This window comes from Corallococcus sp. CA053C, from assembly GCF_003611675.1.
Taxonomy (GTDB): Bacteria; Myxococcota; Myxococcia; order Myxococcales; family Myxococcaceae; genus Corallococcus.
In genome coordinates, this window is the sequence record NZ_RAWA01000159.1 from 1 (window position 1) to 19,806 (window position 19,806).

The 19,806-nt window shown below is 70.3% G+C and carries 18 protein-coding genes and 1 pseudogene; 5 read left to right on the forward strand and 14 right to left on the reverse strand.

What is annotated here, in order from left to right; all coding sequences use genetic code 11:
- The 3 genes and pseudogenes from D7V97_RS21205 to D7V97_RS21215 all read right to left on the reverse strand — a co-directional run.
- Positions 1-824 (reverse strand): annotated as a pseudogene (locus D7V97_RS21205) (O-antigen ligase domain-containing protein); the annotation flags it as partial.
- Positions 825-845: 21 nt separating this feature from the next.
- Entirely contained in the window at positions 846-2,969 is a 2,124-nt protein-coding gene (locus D7V97_RS21210) for a polysaccharide biosynthesis tyrosine autokinase (protein ID WP_233583035.1), read from the reverse strand.
- A gap of 38 nt (positions 2,970-3,007) precedes the next feature.
- On the reverse strand, positions 3,008-4,129 hold the full coding sequence (locus tag D7V97_RS21215; protein ID WP_120612475.1) for a polysaccharide export protein: 1,122 nt from the start codon (positions 4,127-4,129) through the stop codon (positions 3,008-3,010).
- A 233-nt stretch (positions 4,130-4,362) separates the two neighbouring features.
- Here D7V97_RS21215 and D7V97_RS21220 point away from each other — a divergent pair, with 233 nt between their 5' ends.
- Entirely contained in the window at positions 4,363-5,337 is a 975-nt protein-coding gene (locus D7V97_RS21220) for a GNAT family N-acetyltransferase (RefSeq protein WP_120612476.1), read from the forward strand.
- A gap of 10 nt (positions 5,338-5,347) precedes the next feature.
- Positions 5,348-6,244, forward strand: a complete 897-nt coding sequence (locus tag D7V97_RS21225; RefSeq protein WP_120612477.1) for a hypothetical protein — start codon at positions 5,348-5,350, stop codon at positions 6,242-6,244.
- Here D7V97_RS21225 and D7V97_RS21230 read toward each other — a convergent pair.
- Both D7V97_RS21230 and D7V97_RS21235 read right to left on the reverse strand, forming a co-directional pair.
- Positions 6,231-7,403 carry a zinc-dependent alcohol dehydrogenase gene (locus D7V97_RS21230; RefSeq protein ID WP_120612478.1) on the reverse strand — a complete coding sequence of 391 codons (1,173 nt, stop codon included), beginning with the start codon at positions 7,401-7,403 and terminating at the stop codon, positions 6,231-6,233. The genes D7V97_RS21225 and D7V97_RS21230 overlap by 14 nt on opposite strands.
- Before the next feature lie 153 nt (positions 7,404-7,556).
- Positions 7,557-8,894, reverse strand: a complete 1,338-nt coding sequence (locus tag D7V97_RS21235; protein ID WP_120612479.1) for a hypothetical protein — start codon at positions 8,892-8,894, stop codon at positions 7,557-7,559.
- Positions 8,895-9,128: 234 nt separating this feature from the next.
- Here D7V97_RS21235 and D7V97_RS21240 point away from each other — a divergent pair, with 234 nt between their 5' ends.
- Together D7V97_RS21240 and D7V97_RS21245 are read left to right on the forward strand one after the other, a co-directional pair.
- A complete protein-coding gene (locus tag D7V97_RS21240) occupies positions 9,129-9,815 on the forward strand; it encodes an AHH domain-containing protein (RefSeq protein WP_158623425.1) in 687 nt (228 codons plus the stop codon).
- A gap of 17 nt (positions 9,816-9,832) precedes the next feature.
- The gene (locus D7V97_RS21245) at positions 9,833-10,435 is read left to right on the forward strand and encodes a DUF1629 domain-containing protein (RefSeq protein WP_147444909.1); all 603 of its coding nucleotides are present in this window, start codon (positions 9,833-9,835) and stop codon (positions 10,433-10,435) included.
- Between the two features lie 21 nt (positions 10,436-10,456).
- Here the strand turns inward: D7V97_RS21245 and D7V97_RS21250 are convergent, their stop codons facing one another.
- Positions 10,457-11,347, reverse strand: a complete 891-nt coding sequence (locus D7V97_RS21250) for an ATP-grasp domain-containing protein (RefSeq protein ID WP_158623426.1) — start codon at positions 11,345-11,347, stop codon at positions 10,457-10,459.
- A gap of 213 nt (positions 11,348-11,560) precedes the next feature.
- Between D7V97_RS21250 and D7V97_RS21255 the strand changes: the two genes are divergently transcribed.
- A complete protein-coding gene (locus tag D7V97_RS21255) occupies positions 11,561-12,595 on the forward strand; it encodes a serine hydrolase (protein WP_120612482.1) in 1,035 nt (344 codons plus the stop codon).
- Between the two features lie 114 nt (positions 12,596-12,709).
- Here the strand turns inward: D7V97_RS21255 and D7V97_RS21260 are convergent, their stop codons facing one another.
- The 8 genes from D7V97_RS21260 to D7V97_RS21295 all read right to left on the reverse strand — a co-directional run.
- The gene (locus D7V97_RS21260; protein ID WP_120612483.1) at positions 12,710-13,777 is read right to left on the reverse strand and encodes a hypothetical protein; all 1,068 of its coding nucleotides are present in this window, start codon (positions 13,775-13,777) and stop codon (positions 12,710-12,712) included.
- Positions 13,774-14,241 (reverse strand): phage holin family protein, encoded by a 468-nt coding sequence (locus D7V97_RS21265; RefSeq protein WP_120612484.1) that lies wholly within the window; start codon positions 14,239-14,241, stop codon positions 13,774-13,776. Before D7V97_RS21265 ends, D7V97_RS21260 begins: the two co-directional genes overlap by 4 nt.
- Positions 14,242-14,250: 9 nt before the next feature.
- Complete coding sequence (locus D7V97_RS21270; RefSeq protein ID WP_120612485.1) at positions 14,251-14,685, reverse strand: hypothetical protein; 435 nt, start codon at positions 14,683-14,685, stop codon at positions 14,251-14,253.
- Between the two features lie 252 nt (positions 14,686-14,937).
- The gene (locus D7V97_RS44210; protein ID WP_147444910.1) at positions 14,938-16,218 is read right to left on the reverse strand and encodes a hypothetical protein; all 1,281 of its coding nucleotides are present in this window, start codon (positions 16,216-16,218) and stop codon (positions 14,938-14,940) included.
- Positions 16,219-16,641: 423 nt separating this feature from the next.
- Entirely contained in the window at positions 16,642-17,145 is a 504-nt protein-coding gene (locus D7V97_RS21280) for an SgcJ/EcaC family oxidoreductase (RefSeq protein ID WP_120612487.1), read from the reverse strand.
- Positions 17,146-17,198: 53 nt separating this feature from the next.
- Complete coding sequence (locus D7V97_RS21285; RefSeq protein ID WP_120612488.1) at positions 17,199-17,714, reverse strand: hypothetical protein; 516 nt, start codon at positions 17,712-17,714, stop codon at positions 17,199-17,201.
- A 59-nt stretch (positions 17,715-17,773) separates the two neighbouring features.
- The gene (locus D7V97_RS21290; protein WP_120612489.1) at positions 17,774-18,775 is read right to left on the reverse strand and encodes a HEAT repeat domain-containing protein; all 1,002 of its coding nucleotides are present in this window, start codon (positions 18,773-18,775) and stop codon (positions 17,774-17,776) included.
- A gap of 14 nt (positions 18,776-18,789) precedes the next feature.
- Positions 18,790-19,806, reverse strand: a 1,017-nt coding sequence (locus D7V97_RS21295) for a hypothetical protein (RefSeq protein WP_120612490.1), incomplete at its 5' end; no start/stop codon positions are given.

Genomic DNA, 19,806 nt, shown 5'->3' on the forward strand with positions numbered 1-19,806 from the left:
TCGTAGTTCAGGGTCAGGCGCAGGAAGCGCTCCTCCACGGAGCGGCGCAGCGGCTCGCCCAGGGGGGTGAACGTCATCACGCCCCCCACGGCCACCGTCGCCAGCAGGGTGAGGATGAGCAGCCGGCGCAGCGGTACGCGCGCCACGACGAGGCAGGTGGTGACGCCCGCGAGGATGGCGGCGGTGCCGCCCCGGGAGCCCGTGAGCAGCGCGAGGATGACGCCGGTGGCCGCCACCGGGATCCACAGCCACGCCTGGCCGCGCCAGGTCCAGAAGTACAGTGCGCCCAGCGCGAGCAGGCCCATGAGCCGCGCGAAGATGTTGGGCCCGCCGCCCATCACGGCGAGCCGCGCGCCGCCGCCACCGGAGAGCAGCTGGCGCACGCCGGCGAGCGCGAGCAGCGCGGTGGCCGCGACGATGATGGTCCAGAACGCGTCCAGCACGCGGGGCGCGGGCTGCCGGAGCGCGGCGAGCCCGAAGCCCACGCTCATCACCAGCACGAGCGTGAGGTCGTAGACCTTCATCAGCGCGAACGTCGCGCCCGGGGACCAGGTGGCGCTGGCGCAGAGGTAGCCGAAGAACGCCAGGAGCGCGGTGACGAGCGGCCCGTCGAAGCGCGCTTCACCTGGCCGCGCCTCGCGCCACGCGCGGTGCAGGAAGCCCAGGGACGCGAGCATCGCTCCGCCCATGACGAGCCACAGCCGCAGCTCCAGGAACGCGTTGGGCTCCGGCTCCGCTTCGGCCAGCCGGTGGAAACCCCAGCGGCCCGCGAGCACGTAGAGCGCCGCGATGAAGCCCAGACCTGTGCGTCGGATCCATCTCACGGGGCGGCTCTCCAGGGGGCTTCAGCTCACGGCCGGGTACTCGTACTGGTAGATGCCATTCACCGCGCGGCCCGTCCGGGTGCGCGGCACGCCGTTGAGGACGACGCCGCGCACGGGGACGCCGTTCTGCGCCAGCTGGTGCAGCGCGGACGTCACCTCGCGCAGGGGGTGCGCGCCGGCCCGCACCACCGCGAGCCCCACGCCCGCGTGCCGGCCCACGAGCGCCGCGTCCGTCACCGCGAGGATGGACGGCGTGTCGAAGAGGACCAGCTCGTAGCGGGCGGACAGGTGCGCCACGAGCGCGGCGAACCGGGGCTGCGACAGGAGCTCCGCGGGGTCGGGGGGAAGCTCGCCCGCGCCCAGGAACGACAGCCGCGGCCCGACGTCCGCCAGCACCGCCTGCTCCAGCGGGACGGTGCCGCGCAGCACCTCCGAGAGGCCGTGGGGCCGCGCGTCCTGGAAGCAGCGGTGCAGCCAGCCTCCGCGCAGGTTCGCGTCCACCAACAGGACGCGCTTGCCGGACTCCGCCAGCACCCACGCGAGGTTGAGCGCGACGAAGGACGTCCCCACGCCGGGGCTCGTCCCCGTGAGGGCCACGACGTTGCCGGGCGCGTCCTTCAGCGCCAGTTGGAGCCGGGTCCGCAGGCCGCGCACGCTCTCCGTGGTCGGGTCGCGGGGGCAGGTGCGCGCGAGGATGACGGGCTTGTCGCCGGGGCGCCCCGGGCCCAGCGGGAGGCTCGCGAAGACGGGCAGCGCGAGCGCGGCCTCCAGGGCGGCGGGGTTGGATACGCCCTGGTGGAGCGCCTGGCGCGTGAAGGCGAGCGCGACGCCCAGCACCAGCCCCAGCACGAGGCTGACCGCGAACACGTCCGGCTTCGCGGGACGCACCGGCGCGCGCGTCACCACCGGCGCGTCGATGATGCGCGCGTTGGTGATGGTGCTCGACTTGAGCACCCGGTACTCCTGGGCCTTGTTGTGCAGCTGGAGGTACAGCTCGTTGGCGACCTTCACGTCGCGCGTCAGCTGGGCGGACACCAGCTCCGCGTTGGGCATGCCCTTGAGCTGGGTGCCCAGCAGGGTCCGCTCCGCGCGCAGGCGCGCCAGCTTGTTGCCGGTGGCGATGATGAGCGGGTGGTGGTCGGTGAAGCGCTGCCGCAGCTCCGAGCGCTCCAGGGACAATTCGGAGATGGCCTTCTCCAGGTCCGCGCTCCGGTTCACGATGGCCTGCGCCTCCAGCCCCAGGTCCGCGCCGCCCTTGCCCATGCGGTAGTCGCGCAGCGCCGTCTCCGCGCGCTCCAGCCCCTGGCGCAGGCCGGGCAGCTGGCTGTCCAGGAACGTCAGCGTCCGTCCGGCCTCCTCGCTGCGGCGCTCGACGTTGCTCAAGACATACGCCTCCGCGATCGCCTGGAGCGTCCGGGTCGCCTGCGCCGCGTCCGACCCCTCCAGGGCCACGGTGAGGACGCCGGTGCCGGCGCCCTTCTCGCTCATGCGCAGCGCGCGCTGGAGCTCCTCCACCGCCGCCAGCCGCGAGCGCCGCACCAGTTGGAAGCGCGTCCCCGGCCGGGCGCGCAATTCATTGACGAGCAGCTCCACCTCCTGCGCGGAGCCCGGCTCCGTGGTGGCGGCGGTGCCCGCTTCGCCCCGCAGCAACACGCCCCCCTTGGGGGCCTGGAGCGTGTACGCGCCAGCGGCCTGGGCCACGAGCGTGAGCGGAACGTCCTCCAGCTCCGGCGGCACGTTCAGCCGCTCCACCCGGATGCGCTCCCCGCCCCAGGCGTAGGCGCCCTGGCCCCAGGGCGCCGCCGCCAGCTCCGGGCCGCCATACGCGCGGGCGATCGCCGCGCCCACCACCGGGAAGTACACGGGCGTGGCGGACACCTCCAGCCGCAGCCCGTCCACCACGCGGCCCAGCAGCGACCGCGAGCCGAGGACCTCGATCTCTGTCGCCGCGACGCTCGGCGCGTCCGAGAGCAGCTCGTCCAGTTCGCCCAGGCTGCTGCCCTTCTGCTCGATTTGAAGCACTGCGTTCGCGCGATACACCGGCGGGGTGATGAGCAGGTACACCCCGCCCAGCGTGAGCGTGAGCGCGACCGTGGCGGCGATGGAGCGGCGTCGTTCGAGCAGGACGCCCAGGTGTCCGCTCAATCCCAATTCATCATCCTGTGGGCCGGGAGAGGTGGGCATCATGGGTTGTCGATGATGATGGTTCTGTCTCCGATATCCACTGCCTGCCAGAGCAGCTGAACTGTCGGCTGGATCTGCTCGATGATGCGGTTCCAGCGTGTCAAGTCGTGCGCGGAGACGAAGACAACGTCGTGCGGTTGTAATTGGAACTGGTTCGCGAGGAGCAGCGCGTCCGGCGACTTCGCGTCCAGCTTGAAGATGGAGGGCTTCTCGAAGCTCCCGCGGATGACATAGACGCGCGAGGGGTTGGAGGTGAGCGGGTCGAAGCCCTCGGTGTCACCAATGGCCTCCGCGAGCGTCATCCGTCCCTTCACCATCAGGCGGGAGGAGGGCTTGCGGACCTCGCCCAGCACGAAGACCTTGTTGCGGCTGCGGTCCGCGACGTTGAGGATGTCCCCGTCCCGCATCAGCCAGTTCTGGCTCACGTCGCCCTGCTCGTAGAGCGCCTGCAGGTCGAGCGTGAAGGTGGTGCCCGCCCGGTTGAGCGTGACGGAGCGCTGGTCGGCCTCCTGGGTGAAGCCCCGCGCCTGGCTGATGGCGTCCTGCACGCGCAGGGGAACATCGGTGATGGGCAGGCTCCCGGGCGCCACCACCTCGCCCGTGACCTGGACCTTCTGTCCCCGGAAGCCCACCACGCGCACGTCCAGTTGGGGCCGCTCGATGACGGTGGAGAGCCGCTGCGTGAGCAGCTCCCGGATGTCGCGCAGGGTTTTCCCCGCGACGGGGAGGACGCCCACGTGGGGGTAGAACATCGTCCCGTCCGCCGCCACCGGGTGGCCGGTGGCCTCCGGGGAGCGGAACTCGCCCGCGGGGATGGTGAGCTCCGGGTGGTCCCAGACGATGACGCTCAGCACGTCATGCGCCGTCACCCGGTAGTCGTAGTCCGCGGCGACCTGCGCCAGCGGATCCGTCAGGGGGGCGGGGCGCGCCTGCCGCCGGGCCTCCTGCTGCTGGCCCAGGAGGGTCGCGTCGATGGGGACGATGTCGAAGGCGCCGTCGGCGCCCGCGTCTGCCTTTCCGGCATGCCGCTCCCGGAAGGCGTCCTCGTCCATGTGCATTCCGGGGCCCCAGGCGCATGCGCTCAGACATGACACCAGGACCATCAGCAGGGCGTGCTTCATTGAGAGGAATTCTTCGAGCCTTGTGCTGCACGCGTAAACCCATCCGCCGGCCAGGTGTCCGGAAGGTGTCCGGAAGACGTTAGGGCCCGGAGGCGAGACAACACATGCCCTGCCCTGGAGGGCTGGAAACACCCTTCCGCCCGAATCAGGACATCCCCGCTGCACTCCGGGGGCCGATGACGAAACCGTGGATTGGCCTCATACCCTGTCACCGTCTCGCGGGAGGACCCACCATGAAGTCAGCGACCCAGTGGAGAGCCGTCCTCGTCCCCGATCAGGGCCAGCGGGCCTGCTCAGCGGACTATTTCCGTTCGGAGCAGCACCTGCGCGCGGAAGGGGTGACGCACAGCCTCATCGTGGAGGACGGCGAGGGCCGCGCGCTGCGGGTGCCGCTCATCGTGCGGCCCATTGAAGGGACGGCCTACCGGGACGCGATGTCCCCGCGTGGGTTCCCCGGCGCGGAGCTGAACGGGCTGCGCGAGGTGCCTCCCCACATCATCGACTGGCGGGGCACGGAGCTGGTGAGCCTCTTCGTGCGCGACCGCATTGGCGGGCCGCGCTGCTTCGCGGGCGGCACGCTCCGCTCCGAGGTGTGCCTCATCGACCCCCGCCAGCGCCTGACGTTCCGCGAAGACCACGGCGCGGACATCCACCGCAACCTCCGGCTGGGCTACGCCAGCACGTGCGTGCCGGTGCGGGAGTCCTCCCCGGCGCAGCGCGAAGGGTTCAAGCAGGTCTACCGGCAGACCCTGGCCCGCGACCCCGCGGGGGACCGGCCCGTCTTCACGGAGGCCTGGTTCGAGGAGGTGTTCACCTGCGACTTCGCCTGGCTCGTCACCACGCGCGCGCCGGACGGCGCCGTGGCCTCCTCCACGCTCGCGGTCCTCAGTGACGGCCTGCTGCACCCCTTCATCGGGGGCACGGCGGACGCGTACCTGGCGCACGCGCCGGCGAAGAACGAGTTCCCGGTGCTGGTGGAGTTGTCCGCGAAGCTGGAGGCCCCCGTGCACCTGGGCGGCGGGGAGCGGCCGGGAGACGCCCTCGAGCACTCCAAGCGGGGCTTCGCCAACGCGACCTCCCACTTCTACACGCACGAGCTCATCTGCGACCCCGAAGCGTACGTCCGCCTGTGCCAGGGCTCCGCGGACGCGGGCTTCTTCCCCGCCTATCGCGCGCCCCGCGCCTGCTGTCCCTCCAGTCTGTCCTGAAAGGGCTTCCATGCTCCTGTCGCTCCCCCAGCTCCGTGACGCCGAGGAGGCGCGCTTCACCTGCCTCACGGAGCGGGAATTCGCCAACCGCCGCCGCGAAGAGGGTGCTCTCGTCATCACGCACCGGGGTCGCTCCTGGGAGCAGACGGGGGCGCCCGGCTACTTCCAGCCCGTGCACCTGCTGGCCCGGCTGACCGCGCACGAGGCCACGTCCCCTTCCGCGCTGTGCTGGGGCTTCCGGGCGGCGCTGACGCCGGAGGCAGCGGACGCGGCCACCGGCACCCTGCCCGTGGTGCGGCTGCGGGACCTGGAGGGCTATGACGCCAGCCACCTGTCCTCGAACCGGCGCAGCAAGCTGCGCAAGTGCCAGCGCGCGGTCCGTATCGTCCAGCTCACCGGGCCCGCGCTCCTCCTGGAGCAGGGCTACGGCGTCGTGCGGGATGCCCTGACGAGGACGCGGCACAAGCGGCCGCCCACGCAGGAGGCGTACTTCCGGGACGTGCGGAAGTACTTCATCAACGACCACTGGTGCGTGCTCGCCGGGCTGATTGACGGCAAGCTCGGAGGCTACCTGGACGGCTACGTGGTGGACGGCGTCGCGTACGGCTCCAGCGCGTACTACGCGACGTGGGCGTTGCCGACGAACATCTCCACCGGGCTGAGCTTTGAATTCGCGCAGGTCTGCCGCCGGCTCCAGGGCGTGCGCACGCTCGTGGGCGGGCTCCACGCCCCCGAGGCGTCGCAGCTGGGCCAGTTCAAGGACGACCTGGGCTTCATCGTGGAGCCGGTGCCCATGCACTGGGGGATGAACCCGCTCGCGCGGGCGCTCATCCGCTGGCGCCGGCCGCACGCGTACGACCGGCTGACGGGAAGGACGCAGGCGCCGGCCCCCGCTACGGCGACATGACGACCTTGATGCAGCCGTCTTCCTTGTCGCGGAACTTCTTGTAGAGCGTGGGCGCGTCCGCGAGCTTCGCGCGGTGGGTGATGAGCCGCGTCGGGTCGATGGCGCCCGATTGGATCTTCTCCAGCAGGGGCCGGGTGTAGCGGTGCGTGTGCGTCTGCCCCGTCTTCATCGTCAGGCCCTTGTTGACGAAGGCGCCGAAGGGAAGCTTGTCCAGGAAGCCGATGTAGACGCCCGGCACGGAGATCGTCCCGCCCTTGCGGCAGCAGTGGATGGCTTGGCGCAGCGCGTGCGGCCGGTCCGTCGCGAGCTTCACCGCCGCCTTCGCCTTGTCGATGACCGCGTCCAGGCTGCCGGTGCCATGGGCCTCGGCGCCCACGGCGTCGATGCAGCGGTCCGGGCCCCGGCCCTTCGTCAGCTCCTTCAGGGTGTCGTAGACATCGTGCTTCGTGAAGTCGAGGGTCTCCGCCTTGCCCCAGGAGCGCGCCAATTCCAGCCGCTCGGGCACGTGGTCGATGGCGATGACGCGGCCCGCGCCGAACATCCAGGCGCTCTGGATGGCGAACTGGCCCACGGGGCCGCAGCCCCACACCGCCACGGTGTCGCCCTTCTCCATCTCGCAGTTCTCCGCCGCCATGTAGCCGGTGGGGAAGATGTCGGTGAGGAAGAGCACCTGGTCCTCGGTGAGGCCCTCCGGAATCTTGAGCGGGCCCACGTCCGCGTACGGCACGCGCACGTACTCGGCCTGGCCTCCGGGGAAGCCGCCCAGCATGTGTGAGTAGCCGAAGAGGCCGGAGGGCGAATAGCCCATCACCTTCGCGGCCATCTCCGCGTTGCGGTTGGAGCGGTCGCACAGCGAGAACAGCGTCTTCTTGCAGAAGAAGCACTCGCCGCACGCGATGTTGAAGGGGACGATGACCCGGTCGCCCTTCTTGAGCTTCGTCACGCTCGCGCCGGTCTCCACCACCTCGCCCATGAACTCGTGGCCGAGCACGTCCCCGCTCTTCATGGTCGGCATGTAGCCGTCCAGCAGGTGCAGGTCCGAGCCACAGATGGCGGTGCGGGTGACGCGGATGATGGCGTCCCGGGGGTCTTCAATCTTGGGGTCGGGGGCCGTTTCGTAGCGGACGTCACCGTGACCGTGCCAGCAGATGGCTTTCATCGAGCGCGCTGCTCCTTGTGGAGGGAGGGGAGGGCTTTCTGAAAAGCTGGGTCGCATCCACAAGTCGGCCAAGGGACAGGTCCAATGGCCTGACTGCCCGACCGGCCGTCGGGGGGCCGGCCGGGCGGTCTGTTCAAGCCTTCAACGCGCGCGTCACGGAGGGCTGGTCTGGGTCGTGGTCTCCTGTGTGCCATTGCCCAGGCGTTGCTTGAGGGCGTCCCAGCCCTTGCTGCCCGCCTCGCGGGCGCGGTCGAGCGTCTCGCCCGCGCCCTGGGCCAGCTGCTCCGGGGTGAGCGACGCGGTGCCCTGGCGCACGCGGTCCATCCAGACGAGCGGGGCATGGAGCTGCTTCGCGCGCTCGGGCCCGAGCGCAACGGTGAGCACGTGCTCCAGGCCGCCCGCGCGCGCCAGCAGCGCCCGTCCCAGCAGGAGGCCCGCGCGCGCCTGCTGGAACACCGGGAGGCTGTCACCGTGGTGGCGCAGGGCCTCCGCGCTGTCGTGCACCTCGCGCCGCTCCGTCTCCTCCAGGAAGGGGCTGGCCGCGAGCCGGTCCAGCGACGCCGCGGCCTCGTCGTAGCGCCCTCGCCGCGAGTGGATGAAGGCCCAACCCCACCACGTCAGCTCGTTCTCCACGCCCAGCGTCTGGAGCGAGCGCAGCCCCTGCTCGATGTCGTCCTCCGCGGGGCGGTCGCGCTTCAAGGCCATGCGGTTCCACGCGCGCAGGAAGTGCCCGGCGGCGAGCACCGTCTCGCGCGACTGCGCGGGGGTGGCGCCGTCGATGGAGACGAAGTCGTCGGGAGGCATGCGCTCGGTCTCGGCGAGGAAGGCGGTCAGCTCCTCCTCGGCCGCGTAGTGGTAGCCGGCCTGACAGAAGGCGAGGCCCCGGTTGGCCTGCACCGCCAGGCGCAGGAGCGGGGGCCACGCGGAGGTCGGCGTGGCGCGCGACAGCTCGTAGAAGACGAGCTCCGTGGAGGGGATGCGGCCGGCCTTCGCGGCCTTGTCGAGCACGAGCCACACGGTGGCGACCAGCGCGTGCTCCTGGCCTTCGTCGTAGGCCGGCAGGGGCAGGGGCGTGCCGGGCACCCACTTGGACCACAAGAGGGGGAACTCGTCCTCGTCGCGCGTCTGGAGCGTCTTGCGCGCCTTGTAGAAGGCCACGCCCAGGTCCAGGTACGTGCGGGCCGCCTCGCGGGTCGCCTCGTCGGTGAGGGGCTTGTCGGGCAGGGCGCGCGTCTGGGCCAGCGCCTTCCAGAGCTGGGCGACCTCCTCCGGCGCTCCGGCTTCACCGTTCGCGCGCAGGGTGAGCTTGAAGGCGCGGTAGGGCACGAGCGTGACGGAGTCGCGCATGCGCTCTTCAATCTCCGCCCGCTCCTTGGCGGCGCGCTCGGCGTCGGTCATCCGGCAGCCCCCGCACGCGGTGAGCCCCACGAGGAAGAGGGCGGCGAGGCGGTTGCGCAGGGACCCGCGAGGGCGACAGGAAGCGTCCTTCATGGCGGCGAGGGTAGCACCCGGCCGACGGATTCCCACAGGCCCTGGCGTCATCGCTCAACTCGCTCCCTGAGAGAAGTCACACCGGCGGTCTTCACTCTGGAGGAGCAGGAGTTGATGAAGACCGTGAGGGGTGGATTCGCATTCCCGTCTGGTGGATGGGAGGATGGAGGGCTCCTGTTCTGGGGCTCTCCACGGCCTCGCCCGATGTTGTGGCGCTTCCTCCTGAGGACACGCGTGGCCAACGACGGACACATCAATGGCACGGGCAAGCTGCTGGCACGCCTCAAGCGCTCCCGCGACTATCGACGGAAAGGCTATTCGCATATCAAAGGCGATGGCGGTCGGAAGAGTGTCTACGCTGACCTCGACGTCATCCAGGCTGTGCTCCAGGCGCGGGGGACGGGCACCCGGGACAAGCGGGTGAAGCCGGGCAGCAGGAGCCATGCGCGTCGCTACACCTTTGCCTATGGGATGAATTTCCAGAGCGGACGCTCCCCGTACAGCAACCAGGGCCACCACCTGCTTCCGGAAGAAGCGCTCTCTCCCAGGTACCTGAGCAGCGAACAACTGCGGATGATCCAGGGCGTGGATTATGACATCAACAATGGGGAGAACATCATCTTCCTCCCCGTGAAGCCGCGCGACACGGAGATGCACCGGCTGCCATATCACTCAGGCAGTCACCCGAATTACACCAGGCAGGTGGATGGGGACATGGCAGAGGTCAAAGACATCTTGGATTCGGCTCTGGCGAAAGACAAAGAGCACAAGCAGTGGAACCCGCCAGCGGACATCAAGAACCGATTGATGGGCCTTCAGTCCCAGTATTGGGATCTGATGGTTGCCGCCGGTCCGATAGCCATCGATCGTTTCGTGAAGCCGGGGGCCAGGAAGCTGGGTATGAAGGCCAAGGCGCGTTGAGCCAGGAGTCCATCACCGTGAACTACTATCCCTGGGTGAATGACGACGAAGAAGCGTCATTCGCGTGGCTGCAATCGTCTCGCAAGGAAGAACTGGATGGACGGGGGTATCTGCTGCAAGAGGGCATTCCTTGCAAGGAATGGTTCCCCAAGGACCTCATCTTCGACCTGGCCAGGGATGGGGGTAGCAAACTGGCGGACAGCATCCCCAATACCTTCGCACTGCTCGTGGTCTCCGAGAAGCTCAAGGGCCTCCTGGAGAGGCAGGCGCCCACGAATCCCATCGAGTTCCTGCCGGTGCGTCTGCGTACCCCCCGCAAGAAGGTGCTGGACAACCCCTACTTCATCGCCAACGTGCAGGGCACCGTGGGCTGCATGGATGCGAAGAAGTCCGACTTCGTGATGGATACCATCCTCAAGGATCAGGTGCAGCGCTTTCGGCGCCTGGTGTTGGACGAGGGGAAGATTCCCCAGGACACGAAGATCTTCCGATTGGGAGAGCGGTACCGCCTCATCCTCGTCCGTGAGGACCTGGGCCGGGCCCTCATCGACGAGGAATGCACGGGGATGCTCTTCCAGGACCTGGATGACTACGGCTCGGAGTTCCGCAAGCGGGCCTGAGTCGTCGTGGCAATCGGGGCCCTACCGGAGGTCGAGCAGCGCGGCGAAGAGCTCACGGGGGTCGAGCCCGGGCGGCAGGCCGGAGACGCCGCCGTCATTCACCTCCACCACGGCCCAGCCGCCGTCCTCGAGCATCGCGACGTCCAGGGTGAAGAAGGGGGACGGGATGCGCCGGCCGAGCGGCTCGAACGCGGTGAAGTCCGGAACCTCCACGTCGAACTCATGGTACGGCTCGGCGGCGATGAGCCGGCCCTTGCCGAAGAACAGGCGGAACTCCAGGTGCGCGGGCCCCGCGGGCGTCCGGCCGTAGACCTTGAGCGGCAGGAAGCGGCGGACCACGAAGCCCCGCTCGAAGCGGTCGCCGCGCTCGTCGAGCAGGTTGGAGCAGATGCGCTCGAAGTCCTCGCGCGTGGCGCCGGCCGGGACGAAGCAGGCCTCCGCCCAGCGCTCCTTCGCGGACTTCACGTGGTCCTTCACAATCCAAGGCGGCGGCCCGAGTACCCGCGCCGCATGCCACGCCTCCAGGGCATCCGTGCCTTCCGTCCAGATGGAGCGCGCGGTGTAGCCGGCGAGGCGCGGATACCAGTTCGGGAGGTAGTTCGCGGCGGCGTACTGCTCGGGGGTCGTCATCAACCGGTGCCCGAGCGCATGGACGGCCTCATCGAGCGCGCCGTACTCCTCTTCCGTTAGCATCCAGCCGCGATACAGCAACCGGAGCCGGCCCCGCTCCGGCACGCCCGCGAGCGCCCGAGCCGCATGGCCTGACAGCAGGGCGGAGAGGTCCGCCTGATAGGTGTCGACTCCCAGCGCTTCGGCGGCGTCGGCCTCCACGTCGAACGTGTCCGACTGGTGCGGGTTGCGTCCGAACAGCAGGGCATTCGCGGGTCGTGCCACGGAGCGGGACAGGGGCATCCACGGGCCTTTCGTGTGGGGTGGCTTGAGGCCCGTGCCTGACGCGAACAGGGACAGTGCCTGACACGGCCACGGCGAACAGATCGCGGGCAGCATGTCGGCGAAGAGGGGGCCTTCCAGCAGGAGGACGCCCGCGCATGGCAACGCCTGACACGGTGCTCTCCGGGAGGCTTGCCACGCGGGGCAGGGGGCCCGTAAGAGCCCCAGCACCCCATGCCGACTCCCTCCGAACTCCTCCTCGCGGAGACGCGGCGCTACCTGCGCGGCTACCGCTCCGCGTCCCTGTGCGCGGGTCTCACCCACCAGGGCACGCACCACGTAGAGGGGCTGCGCGGCCAGGGGACGCCTCCCGCCGTGGAGGCGGTGTTCTCCCTGGGCGCGCTCACGGAGGTCTTCACGGCGGCGCTGCTCGCGGTGATGGTGGACCGGAAGGACGTGCGGCTCGACACGCCGCTGTCGGAGCTGATCCCCCGGGTGTTGCTGGTCGACGAGGTCGCGGGCCGCATCACGCTGGAGCAACTGGCGACGCACACCTCCGGCCTGCCGAACCTGCCACCCAACCTGGGCACGGCGGCGCAGCAGAATCCGAAGGACCCCTTCGGCCATTACTCCGCGGGCCTGTTCGGTGAGTTCCTTCGCGGCTACCACCCCCAGCGTCCACCGCCGCGCCCTCCCGCCGAGTCCTTCCTGGGCATGGGCGTGCTCGGCCATGCGCTCTCACGGCGCGCGATGTTGAACTACGGGCACGCGCTGCGGGACCTGCTCTGCAAGCCGTTGGGACTCGTCGATACGACGACGCGGGTCACCGACGAACAGGCGCCCCGACTGCTCTCCGGGCACACCGCGCGCGGCAAGCCGGTGCCTCCGTGGACGTGCCCCGCGCTCCCCGGAGCAGGCTCGCTGCACTCCACCGCGGGGGACCTGCTGCGCTTCCTCGACGCGAACCTCGGCCGCGGTGAGCCGGGCCTCGTGCGTGCGCTCCCGTTGACGCATGCGCCGCGCGTGGACTCTGGACGCATGCGCCGGGGCCTGGGATGGAAGGTCTCCCAGGTGCGCGGGCACGCGGTGCTCTGGCGCTCGTCGGTGATGGGAGGCTTCGTGGGGTTCCTGGGCTTCGCGCCCGCGGCGGACGCGGGGGTCGTGCTCCTCGCGGATCACGAGGGGTCGATGTTCGCCGCGCTGCGCGGACGTGGCCCGCTGGAAGCGCCCGGCCTCGCGCTGCTCTCCCGACTGCTCCCGCTGCCCTGAGGTGGGGCTCCCGGGCCGGAGACACCGGGCCCGGGACACCCCTCGCTTCAAAGGGCTGCATGCCTTCCTTCATGCCGCCGCTCGTGCAAGGCGCACGGCGGAGGCGGGCGGTGCTCAGTGCACCTTCGGGGCAATCTGATCCAGCGGCGGCAGCGGCGGGATCCCGGCGCTGGTGCCCATGGAGGTCGGGCCGGCGAGGGCCGTCTCTTCATCCATCGACGTGTTGCTGCCCTCGAGCTTCTGGCTCACCTGGTCACCCAGCTGCGACAGGCCTTCCTGCGCGCGGCGCCTGGCGGGCTCCAGGAGCTGACGCTCCTTGTTGGACACGGGCAGCAGGCTCGCGGTCAGCATGCCGAGCGCCACCGCGCCGAGCGCGAGCGCCAGGGGCTGCTCCTCGAGGGCCCGGTCGTACCACTCCGAGGTGCGCCCGCGGAGCTCCTGGCCCGACGGCACGCGCTCACGCAGGTGCGACGCACGCTCACGCACCCTGTCGCTGGCGTCATGCATGCGTCCGCGCACGGTGTCCGCCGCGCCATGGACGCGCTCACGCACGGTGTCGGCCGCGTCATGGACGCGCTCCTTCACGCCCTCCGTGGTGCTGCCCACGGACTCCTTCGCGGAACTCAGTGCGTCCGCCGCGCGCTCCTTGAGGTTCGAGCCCTCGCTGCCGCGCTCACCGATGCCCGCGTTGTAGCCAGGGGCCGTGTTGTATTCAGGGTAGGGGATGTCCCGGCCCGACCCATAGGCGCCGTAGCGCTCGGACTCCGCGTAGCGGTCATCGCGTCCGTAGTAGCGCACCGGCACGCGCTCGTAGCCCCGGACCCGGTAGCCGCGCTCGTCGTAGCCGTGGCGCTCCTCGATGCGGGACTTGAAGGCCCGCTTCATCAACATGGAGCCCACCCCCGCGCCCAGCAGCGCGCCCAGCAACCCCAGGCCGCGGGGTGTACGGGTGGCCTCGTCCGTCCACTCATGACTCTTGCGCATCGCCGTCTCCTTTGCGTGTGATTTCCAGTCGAGCACCTTTTCCCGGGCCTGCTGCTTCAGCTCGTCGCGCTTCTCCTGGGCGAGGTGCTTCGCGTGCTCCGTCACCTCTTCCTTCTTCTCGAGCGCGAACTCCTTCGCGCGGGCCTTCAGCAGCTCGGGGTTCGCGCGGCGGCCGAGTTCCTCTGCCAGCACGCTCATGCGTGCCCGTGCATCTGCGATTTCGCGGAGCGCATCGTCGTGCTCGCCCATTGGCTGTCCTCCTTGAGGGTCTGGATGGTCTTCCGTGGCGCGTGGACCGCCTTCAGTCGTTTCGCTCCCACCATGGCGACGCCCGCCCCGACGGCGAGCAGCAGCACGGTGACCAGCAGCGCGCTGCCCCACAGCGGCATCACCTCCGCGAGCGCGATGACCAGGAAGGCCACCAGCGCCATGGCGCCGAGCAGCAGCACCACGCCTCCCGCGGCGAGCATCCCGCCGCCGGCCGCGGCCTTCTTCGCCTCGGAGCGCATCTCCGTGCGCGCGAGCGCGAACTCCGCCCGCAGCAGGTGTTTGCCTTGATCAAGGAACTCGGAGACCAGGGTCCCGAGCGGTTGCTCGCCCAGTCGGCCGGTGTCCCTGGCGCCGTCGTCCATGGGACGGGTTCGTGAGGAATGGGTTTCCATGGGTCACCCTCACGCCTTGAGGAAGCGCGCGGCGACGAAGCCGAGCAGTGCACATCCCGCCAGCGCCACACCCGGCCGCTCACGCATCTTCGTCTGCGCCTGCCGCAGCAGCTCCTCGGTGGAGTTCTGCTCCAGCGTGTCGGACGCCTTGCGCACGAAGCCCACGGCGCTGCCAATCAGGTGCTGTGGGACCTGCACGTCGCCCTGCGAGGAGATGGACTCCAGCTGCCTGGCGAAGCCGTTCAGGCTCTCCACCAGGGCGCCCTTGCGGGAGTCCACCTGCGAGAAGGCGCGCTGGCGGGTGAGGCCGCCAATGCGCTTCACCTGCTCCTTGCCCTCCTGTTTGATGTCTGTCCGGTCACCCGACATCGATGACGACGCGGACTGGCCCTCATTGTAGAAGCCAGGGTTCTTCAGGGTTTCCTCTTCCATGATGCTGCCCATGTCGCAACCTCCTCTGGGGTGATTGGCTCATGTATTCCATTGCACGGCTGCGTATGAAGCTATGCAATGGGGCTTGGCCTGCCTTGAGGGGTGCGCGCGCCGGTTGTAGAGCAGGCGTGGGACGGGCCACCGCCAATGCTCTGAAAGGGGAATAAGGCGGCGCTCCTGGACCTGGGTCCAGGGGGGCCTCCCGGCTTCAGGCGGGGCGGGATGGTGGCCCGCGCCTGGAGGATCGGGAGTGCTGGCGGTGACTCAGGGGATGCTGAAGCGGTAGGTCTGCACGGCGCCCGAGGCTTCCATCTCGAAGTCACGCACGTTGCGAGGCGAGCCCCGCTCCGTGCGCTGGGCGAGCTTGAAGTCGCCGGTGCCGTTGCGGGTCTGGAAGCGGAACTCGTACTGGCCCGGTTCGGTGGGGAGCGTGAGGGTCGCCATCTTCGACACCGAGAGGTTGACGAAGCCCTGCAGGGGTTCGCCGTCCACGCGGCGCACGAAGCCGATGGCGCGCAGGAAGGGCGAGCCGCCGGTGAGGACGAGGTACTGGGGCTCGGCGGCGGGGCGCGCGGGCTTCGTCGGTTCGGAGGCGGCGGGAGCTTCCTCCTCGCGCGGTTCGGGAGGGGCAGGGTGTGCCGCGCCCTTGGCGGCGCGCTTGGACTTCCCGGTGGCTTCGGCGGGTGCTGACGGCTCCGAAGCCACAGGCGGAGGAGCCTGGCCTTCTTCCGGCGCGGCTGTGCCTCCGCGCGTGGCCTTCCGCTTCGTGCCACGGGCCGGGGTGCCTGGGGATTGGGTGTCAGCGGCTTCAGCCGGGGATGTCTCCGCGTTGCTTGAGGGTGATGCTTCCGCCGAACTCGCGGCGGACGGTGCGGTGTCCTCGGCGGTCGCGGGAGTGAGGTCGGCCGGAGCCGTCTTCCCGGTGTCCGCTGGGGAGGGCGTGGACGTGGCGGTGTCGCCGCTGCTCGTGGGAGCCATGTCGGCCGGAGCTGTCCCGGGGGGGCTCGCGGAAGTGGCGTCGGACGAGGTGGCTTCGGAGGTGCTCGCGGGAGCGGGGGGCATTTCGGAGGTTGCTCCGGCCGTGCCTGCGTCCGTGGCGCTCGCGGGACTCGCCTCCGACGGGGCCTTCTTCGCGGAGCGCTTCGATGCGGCGGCCCGTGGTGGCGTCTGCGCCTCGGGTTCCGAAGTGGCGGCATTCGGGGTCGTCTTCGCGGCGGGTGTCTTCGCGGCTGCTGCCGGTGCCGACTTCGCGGCGGGTGTCTTCGCGGCTGCTGCCGGTGCCGACTTCGCGGCGGGTGTCTTCGCGGCTGCTGCCGGCGCGGCCTTCGCGGCAGGTGCTTTCGCGGCCACCACCGGCTTCGTTTTCGCAGCAGGTGCCGCGAGCTTCGACTTCGCAGCAGGAATCGCCAGCTTCGACTTCGCGGTAGGCGCCTTCGCAGCCACCACCGGCTTCGCCTTCGCGGCAGGCATCGCCAGCTTCGCCTTCGCGGCAGCGGTCTTCGCGGCAGGTGCCGCCACCTTCGACTTCGTGGCAGGCGCCTTCATGGCCGGCTTCGACCTGGCGACCGCCGTTCCCCCACGCACGGGAGCGGCCTTGCTGGCGGGGGAAGCCTTCTTCGCCACCGCTCCCTTCTTCACCGCCGCGGACGCCTTACCACTGGCGGCCCGGACCTCAGGCTTCGCGGCGGCCTTGCCCGGCGCGCGGGACGTGGAGCTACCAGGGGATACGGGACTGCGGGTCGGACGGCGCTGGGCCATGGATTCCTCATCAGAGGACCCGAGCGGTCGGCGCCGTCGCCCCTCTGTTTCCGGATGGCTAGTGCAGCCACCGCCGCATCGCAAGGCTCGTGTCCACCTCTTGTCGCCCGGACGCTGCCATGCCCCTCCCGGGAGCGAGCCTGCCCGCCCCCCAGCCTGGAGCGAACGGCCTCCCCCCTCGTGCCGGGGAGACCGACAAGCGCGAACGGCCTACGGAGCGGCGGGCGCGGGCTTCACGTCCGTGTTCTGGCCCGCGACGATGCGCCACTGCCCATCGGTGCGCTTCAGCACGAACTTCATCTGCGTGCGCAGCAGCCCCTCCTCCGTGTTCTGCACGCCGGGAGGCAGGCCCGTGTGGCCGGTGACCTCATGCACCATGTCGACCACCGCGACGTCCGGGCCGGGGAAGACGACCTTGCGCACGGTCACCGTGTCGTGGCTCGCCTTGAAGATGCTCGCGAAGATGGCCGCGTGGCGCGTCTCGATCTCCGCGTGCCCCTGGAACACCGTACCGACGATGTTGACGAACTCGGCGTCGTCCGCGAAGTCCTTCGACCAGGCCGTCGCGTCATGCGCGTTCCAGGCCTCCGTCTGCGCGCCCACCAACTGCCGGAGGTCCACCTCATCCTGGGCGTGGTCGGGGTTGTTGCAGGCAGTGGACAGCAACAACAGGCTCAGGGCCGCCAGGGACGTAAAAACGGAAGAACGGGTCATGGCGCCACTCTGCCATGACCCGCGCTCCCAACTTCAATCAAGAACCCCGGGACTCAGTCCAGCACGCCAACGGTCTCCGCGCGGTCCACGGCCTCGCCCTTGGTGGTGTAGCCGCTGTACCAGGACGTGTCGTTCGTCCCGGCCTTGTCCTGCTGGAGGTGGGCGTGGGGACCGGTGGCGTTGCCCGTGGCGCCCTCGTTGCCGACCTGGCAGCGGTCGCAGGTGCGGTCATAGGAGTCCGCCGTCTTGATGAAGTGCCACTGACGGAACGTCCAGCCGCTCTCCCAGACGTGCTTGGCCTCGTTCTGGGTGCCGCTGCCGGTGCCGTTGCAGTAGACGCCCGACGTGCGGACCGTCACATTCCAGTACACGGAGCCGACCACGCCCGTCTCCGCGCCCCAGTAGTTGCAACGGCCGCTGGAGATGTCCACGGCGCCGTGGAAGCTGCCGCTCGAATAGTAGGTGGTGGCCGTCACCGTGCCCGGGAAGGGCGACTTGACCGTGTGCGCGGACGCGACCAGGGGGAGGAGGGCCAGTGCCGCGAGGGATGCCTTCGTCATGTAACGCATCGGGGTGTTCCTTTCGGGCCGGTCTCCCGGCCCTGGGGGGTGGATACCGCTACCGCTGCCTACGGAGCCTGTTGCAGCCGCTGCTTCTCCCTCAGGATCAGCTCCCACTCCTGAAGACCCGTTTCGAGCGCGCGGATCCACGCGTCGATCTCCGGTTTCATGCCCGGGTCGATGCCCTTGAGCCGCTGCAGCTCCGGCACCGCGCCCGCGAAGCCCAGCTGCGCAATGCCTTGCACCAGCGCCTTGCGCACGCCCGCGTCCCGCTCATCCCGGTACATGGCCACCAGGGCCTCGCGGGCCGGGCCCATCTGCTCCGCCGGCACGCCGCCCAGCGCCAGCGCCGCCGACCTGCGCACGTCCGCCGAGTCACTGCGCAAGAGCCCCTGGAGCGTGCCCGCGGCCTCCGCCCCCAGCTTCTCCGTGTTGAGCGTGGCCAATATCTTCGCGGTCGCCTGGGGGTCCGTGGACGCCGCCGCGGCCGCCACCGCCGTGTCCGTCGCCGGGCCGTGCTGGCCGGCGTAGACGAACTTGTTGTCCTCCACCAGGTTGGTCGCGGCCTCCATGCGCACCTCCGGGGAGGCGTCGCGCATCAGCCGCGCATACAGGTCCCCGGTCTTCTCCAGCGCGCCCGTGCGCCGCATCGCGCGGACCGTGGCCGAGCGCACGGCCGGGTCCCGGTCCTCCAGCGCCCGCTTCGCCACCACCTGCATCGCCTCGCGGTCCGCCTCCCGCTCGCTGCGCGCGACCAGGGCCGCCGCCAGGTGCTCCGCCATCTGCGGATCCGTCTCCCGCTCGAACGCGGCCTGCAACTCCGCGCCGGGCAGCGTGACGGCCGCCTCGCGCAGCAGGGCCCGCAGGTAGCGCTGGTAGGCCGGCGACTTGGAGGCCAGCCCCCGGCGGATCTGATCCATCAACCCCGGCACTGAACACGTCTCGCCCTGGAGCACCGGGGCGGAAGCGGGGACCGCGCCCTCGGCGATGGACGGAAGGGGAACCAGGGGCACCAGCGCGAACGCCAGCCACCCCCACGTGCCCATGCGAAAGGAAGACATGCGGGTCATGGGTTCTCCCGGGCTCAGTCGTGGTGGTCCATGCAGCCGAAGGGGTCCTGGTCGGGCAGGCTGTTCCACACCCGCATGAAGTCGAGGACGCCGCTGGCGTAGAGCTGCTCGAAGACGCGGTACTGCGCTTGGAAGCGCGGGTCGATGACGGCCATGTTCGCCATCACCGGCAGCGCGTCCTTGCCCGCCACGCGCGCGGAGAAGCGGAACAGCGCCCAGCGCACGCACACGGACGGCTCGCGCGGGAACGTCTGGGCGAACAGCTCCAGCACCTTCGCCTTGTCCTGGGACAGGGACAGGTTGTGCGCCGCCGCGTCGCGGCCGTCCTCGTTGCCTTCGCTGGTGAGGATGCGCGAGTAGCGCTCCGTGGACGCCGCGTCGAGCACCGGGGCCGCGTGCATGGGCATGGACTGCGCCAGGTAGCGGATGTGCTCGTCGGGCGAGTCCGTGCCGATGGTGAGCAGCTTGTCCAAATACGGCGCGGCGTTGCCCGACTGCGCGAAGTCCTTCTTCATCACACGCGCCAGCGTGCGCGTGGCCGCCCAGCCCGCCTCGCCGGAGCCCGGGTCCTTCGCGAAGTTCGCCAGCGAGTCCAGCGCCGCCGGCTCCAGGCGCTTCTGCGTGTCCAGCGCGGAGAGGATGCCCGCGCGCCGCCCCGGCTCCAGCGTGGCGTCCAGGCCCGCCGCCATCAGCTTCGCGGCCACCTGCGGCTGCTGCACGGCCTCCGAGTCGCGCAGGGCCGACAGGAGCACCTGGAACTCCTTGCCCTGGGCGTCGCGCGCCCACCCCAGCACCTCCTGGGCGCGGCCCGCGTCGTTGCCAATCAGCTCCGTCAGCCGCTCCTTCAGGTACTCGCGGACGACGCCATCGCGCGACGCCAGCAGGGGCGCCGCCCAACCGCGGAACGTCTCCAGCGTGACCTGCTCGTTGAAGCGCTCCAGGTCCCGCCAGCACGTCCCCGACTCGAACCGCCGGGGGGCCGCGTCCGCCTCGGCGCCCTCCTGGGAGGCGCCACCCGGGCCACCCCCGCC

Bases quoted from the DNA above. Each gene is read 5' to 3' on its own strand.
- D7V97_RS21215 (WP_120612475.1), bottom strand. From the start codon at position 4,129: ATGAAGCACGCCCTGCTGATGGTCCTGGTGTCATGTCTGAGCGCATGC.
- D7V97_RS21220 (WP_120612476.1), top strand. From the start codon at position 4,363: ATGAAGTCAGCGACCCAGTGGAGAGCCGTCCTCGTCCCCGATCAGGGC.
- D7V97_RS21225 (WP_120612477.1), top strand. From the start codon at position 5,348: ATGCTCCTGTCGCTCCCCCAGCTCCGTGACGCCGAGGAGGCGCGCTTC.
- D7V97_RS21230 (WP_120612478.1), bottom strand. From the start codon at position 7,403: ATGAAAGCCATCTGCTGGCACGGTCACGGTGACGTCCGCTACGAAACG.
- D7V97_RS21235 (WP_120612479.1), bottom strand. From the start codon at position 8,894: ATGAAGGACGCTTCCTGTCGCCCTCGCGGGTCCCTGCGCAACCGCCTC.
- D7V97_RS21250 (WP_158623426.1), bottom strand. From the start codon at position 11,347: ATGCCCCTGTCCCGCTCCGTGGCACGACCCGCGAATGCCCTGCTGTTC.
- D7V97_RS21255 (WP_120612482.1), top strand. From the start codon at position 11,561: ATGCCGACTCCCTCCGAACTCCTCCTCGCGGAGACGCGGCGCTACCTG.
- D7V97_RS21260 (WP_120612483.1), bottom strand. From the start codon at position 13,777: ATGAGCGTGCTGGCAGAGGAACTCGGCCGCCGCGCGAACCCCGAGCTG.
- D7V97_RS21265 (WP_120612484.1), bottom strand. From the start codon at position 14,241: ATGGAAACCCATTCCTCACGAACCCGTCCCATGGACGACGGCGCCAGG.
- D7V97_RS21270 (WP_120612485.1), bottom strand. From the start codon at position 14,685: ATGGGCAGCATCATGGAAGAGGAAACCCTGAAGAACCCTGGCTTCTAC.
- D7V97_RS44210 (WP_147444910.1), bottom strand. From the start codon at position 16,218: ATGAAGGCGCCTGCCACGAAGTCGAAGGTGGCGGCACCTGCCGCGAAG.
- D7V97_RS21280 (WP_120612487.1), bottom strand. From the start codon at position 17,145: ATGACCCGTTCTTCCGTTTTTACGTCCCTGGCGGCCCTGAGCCTGTTG.
- D7V97_RS21285 (WP_120612488.1), bottom strand. From the start codon at position 17,714: ATGCGTTACATGACGAAGGCATCCCTCGCGGCACTGGCCCTCCTCCCC.
- D7V97_RS21290 (WP_120612489.1), bottom strand. From the start codon at position 18,775: ATGACCCGCATGTCTTCCTTTCGCATGGGCACGTGGGGGTGGCTGGCG.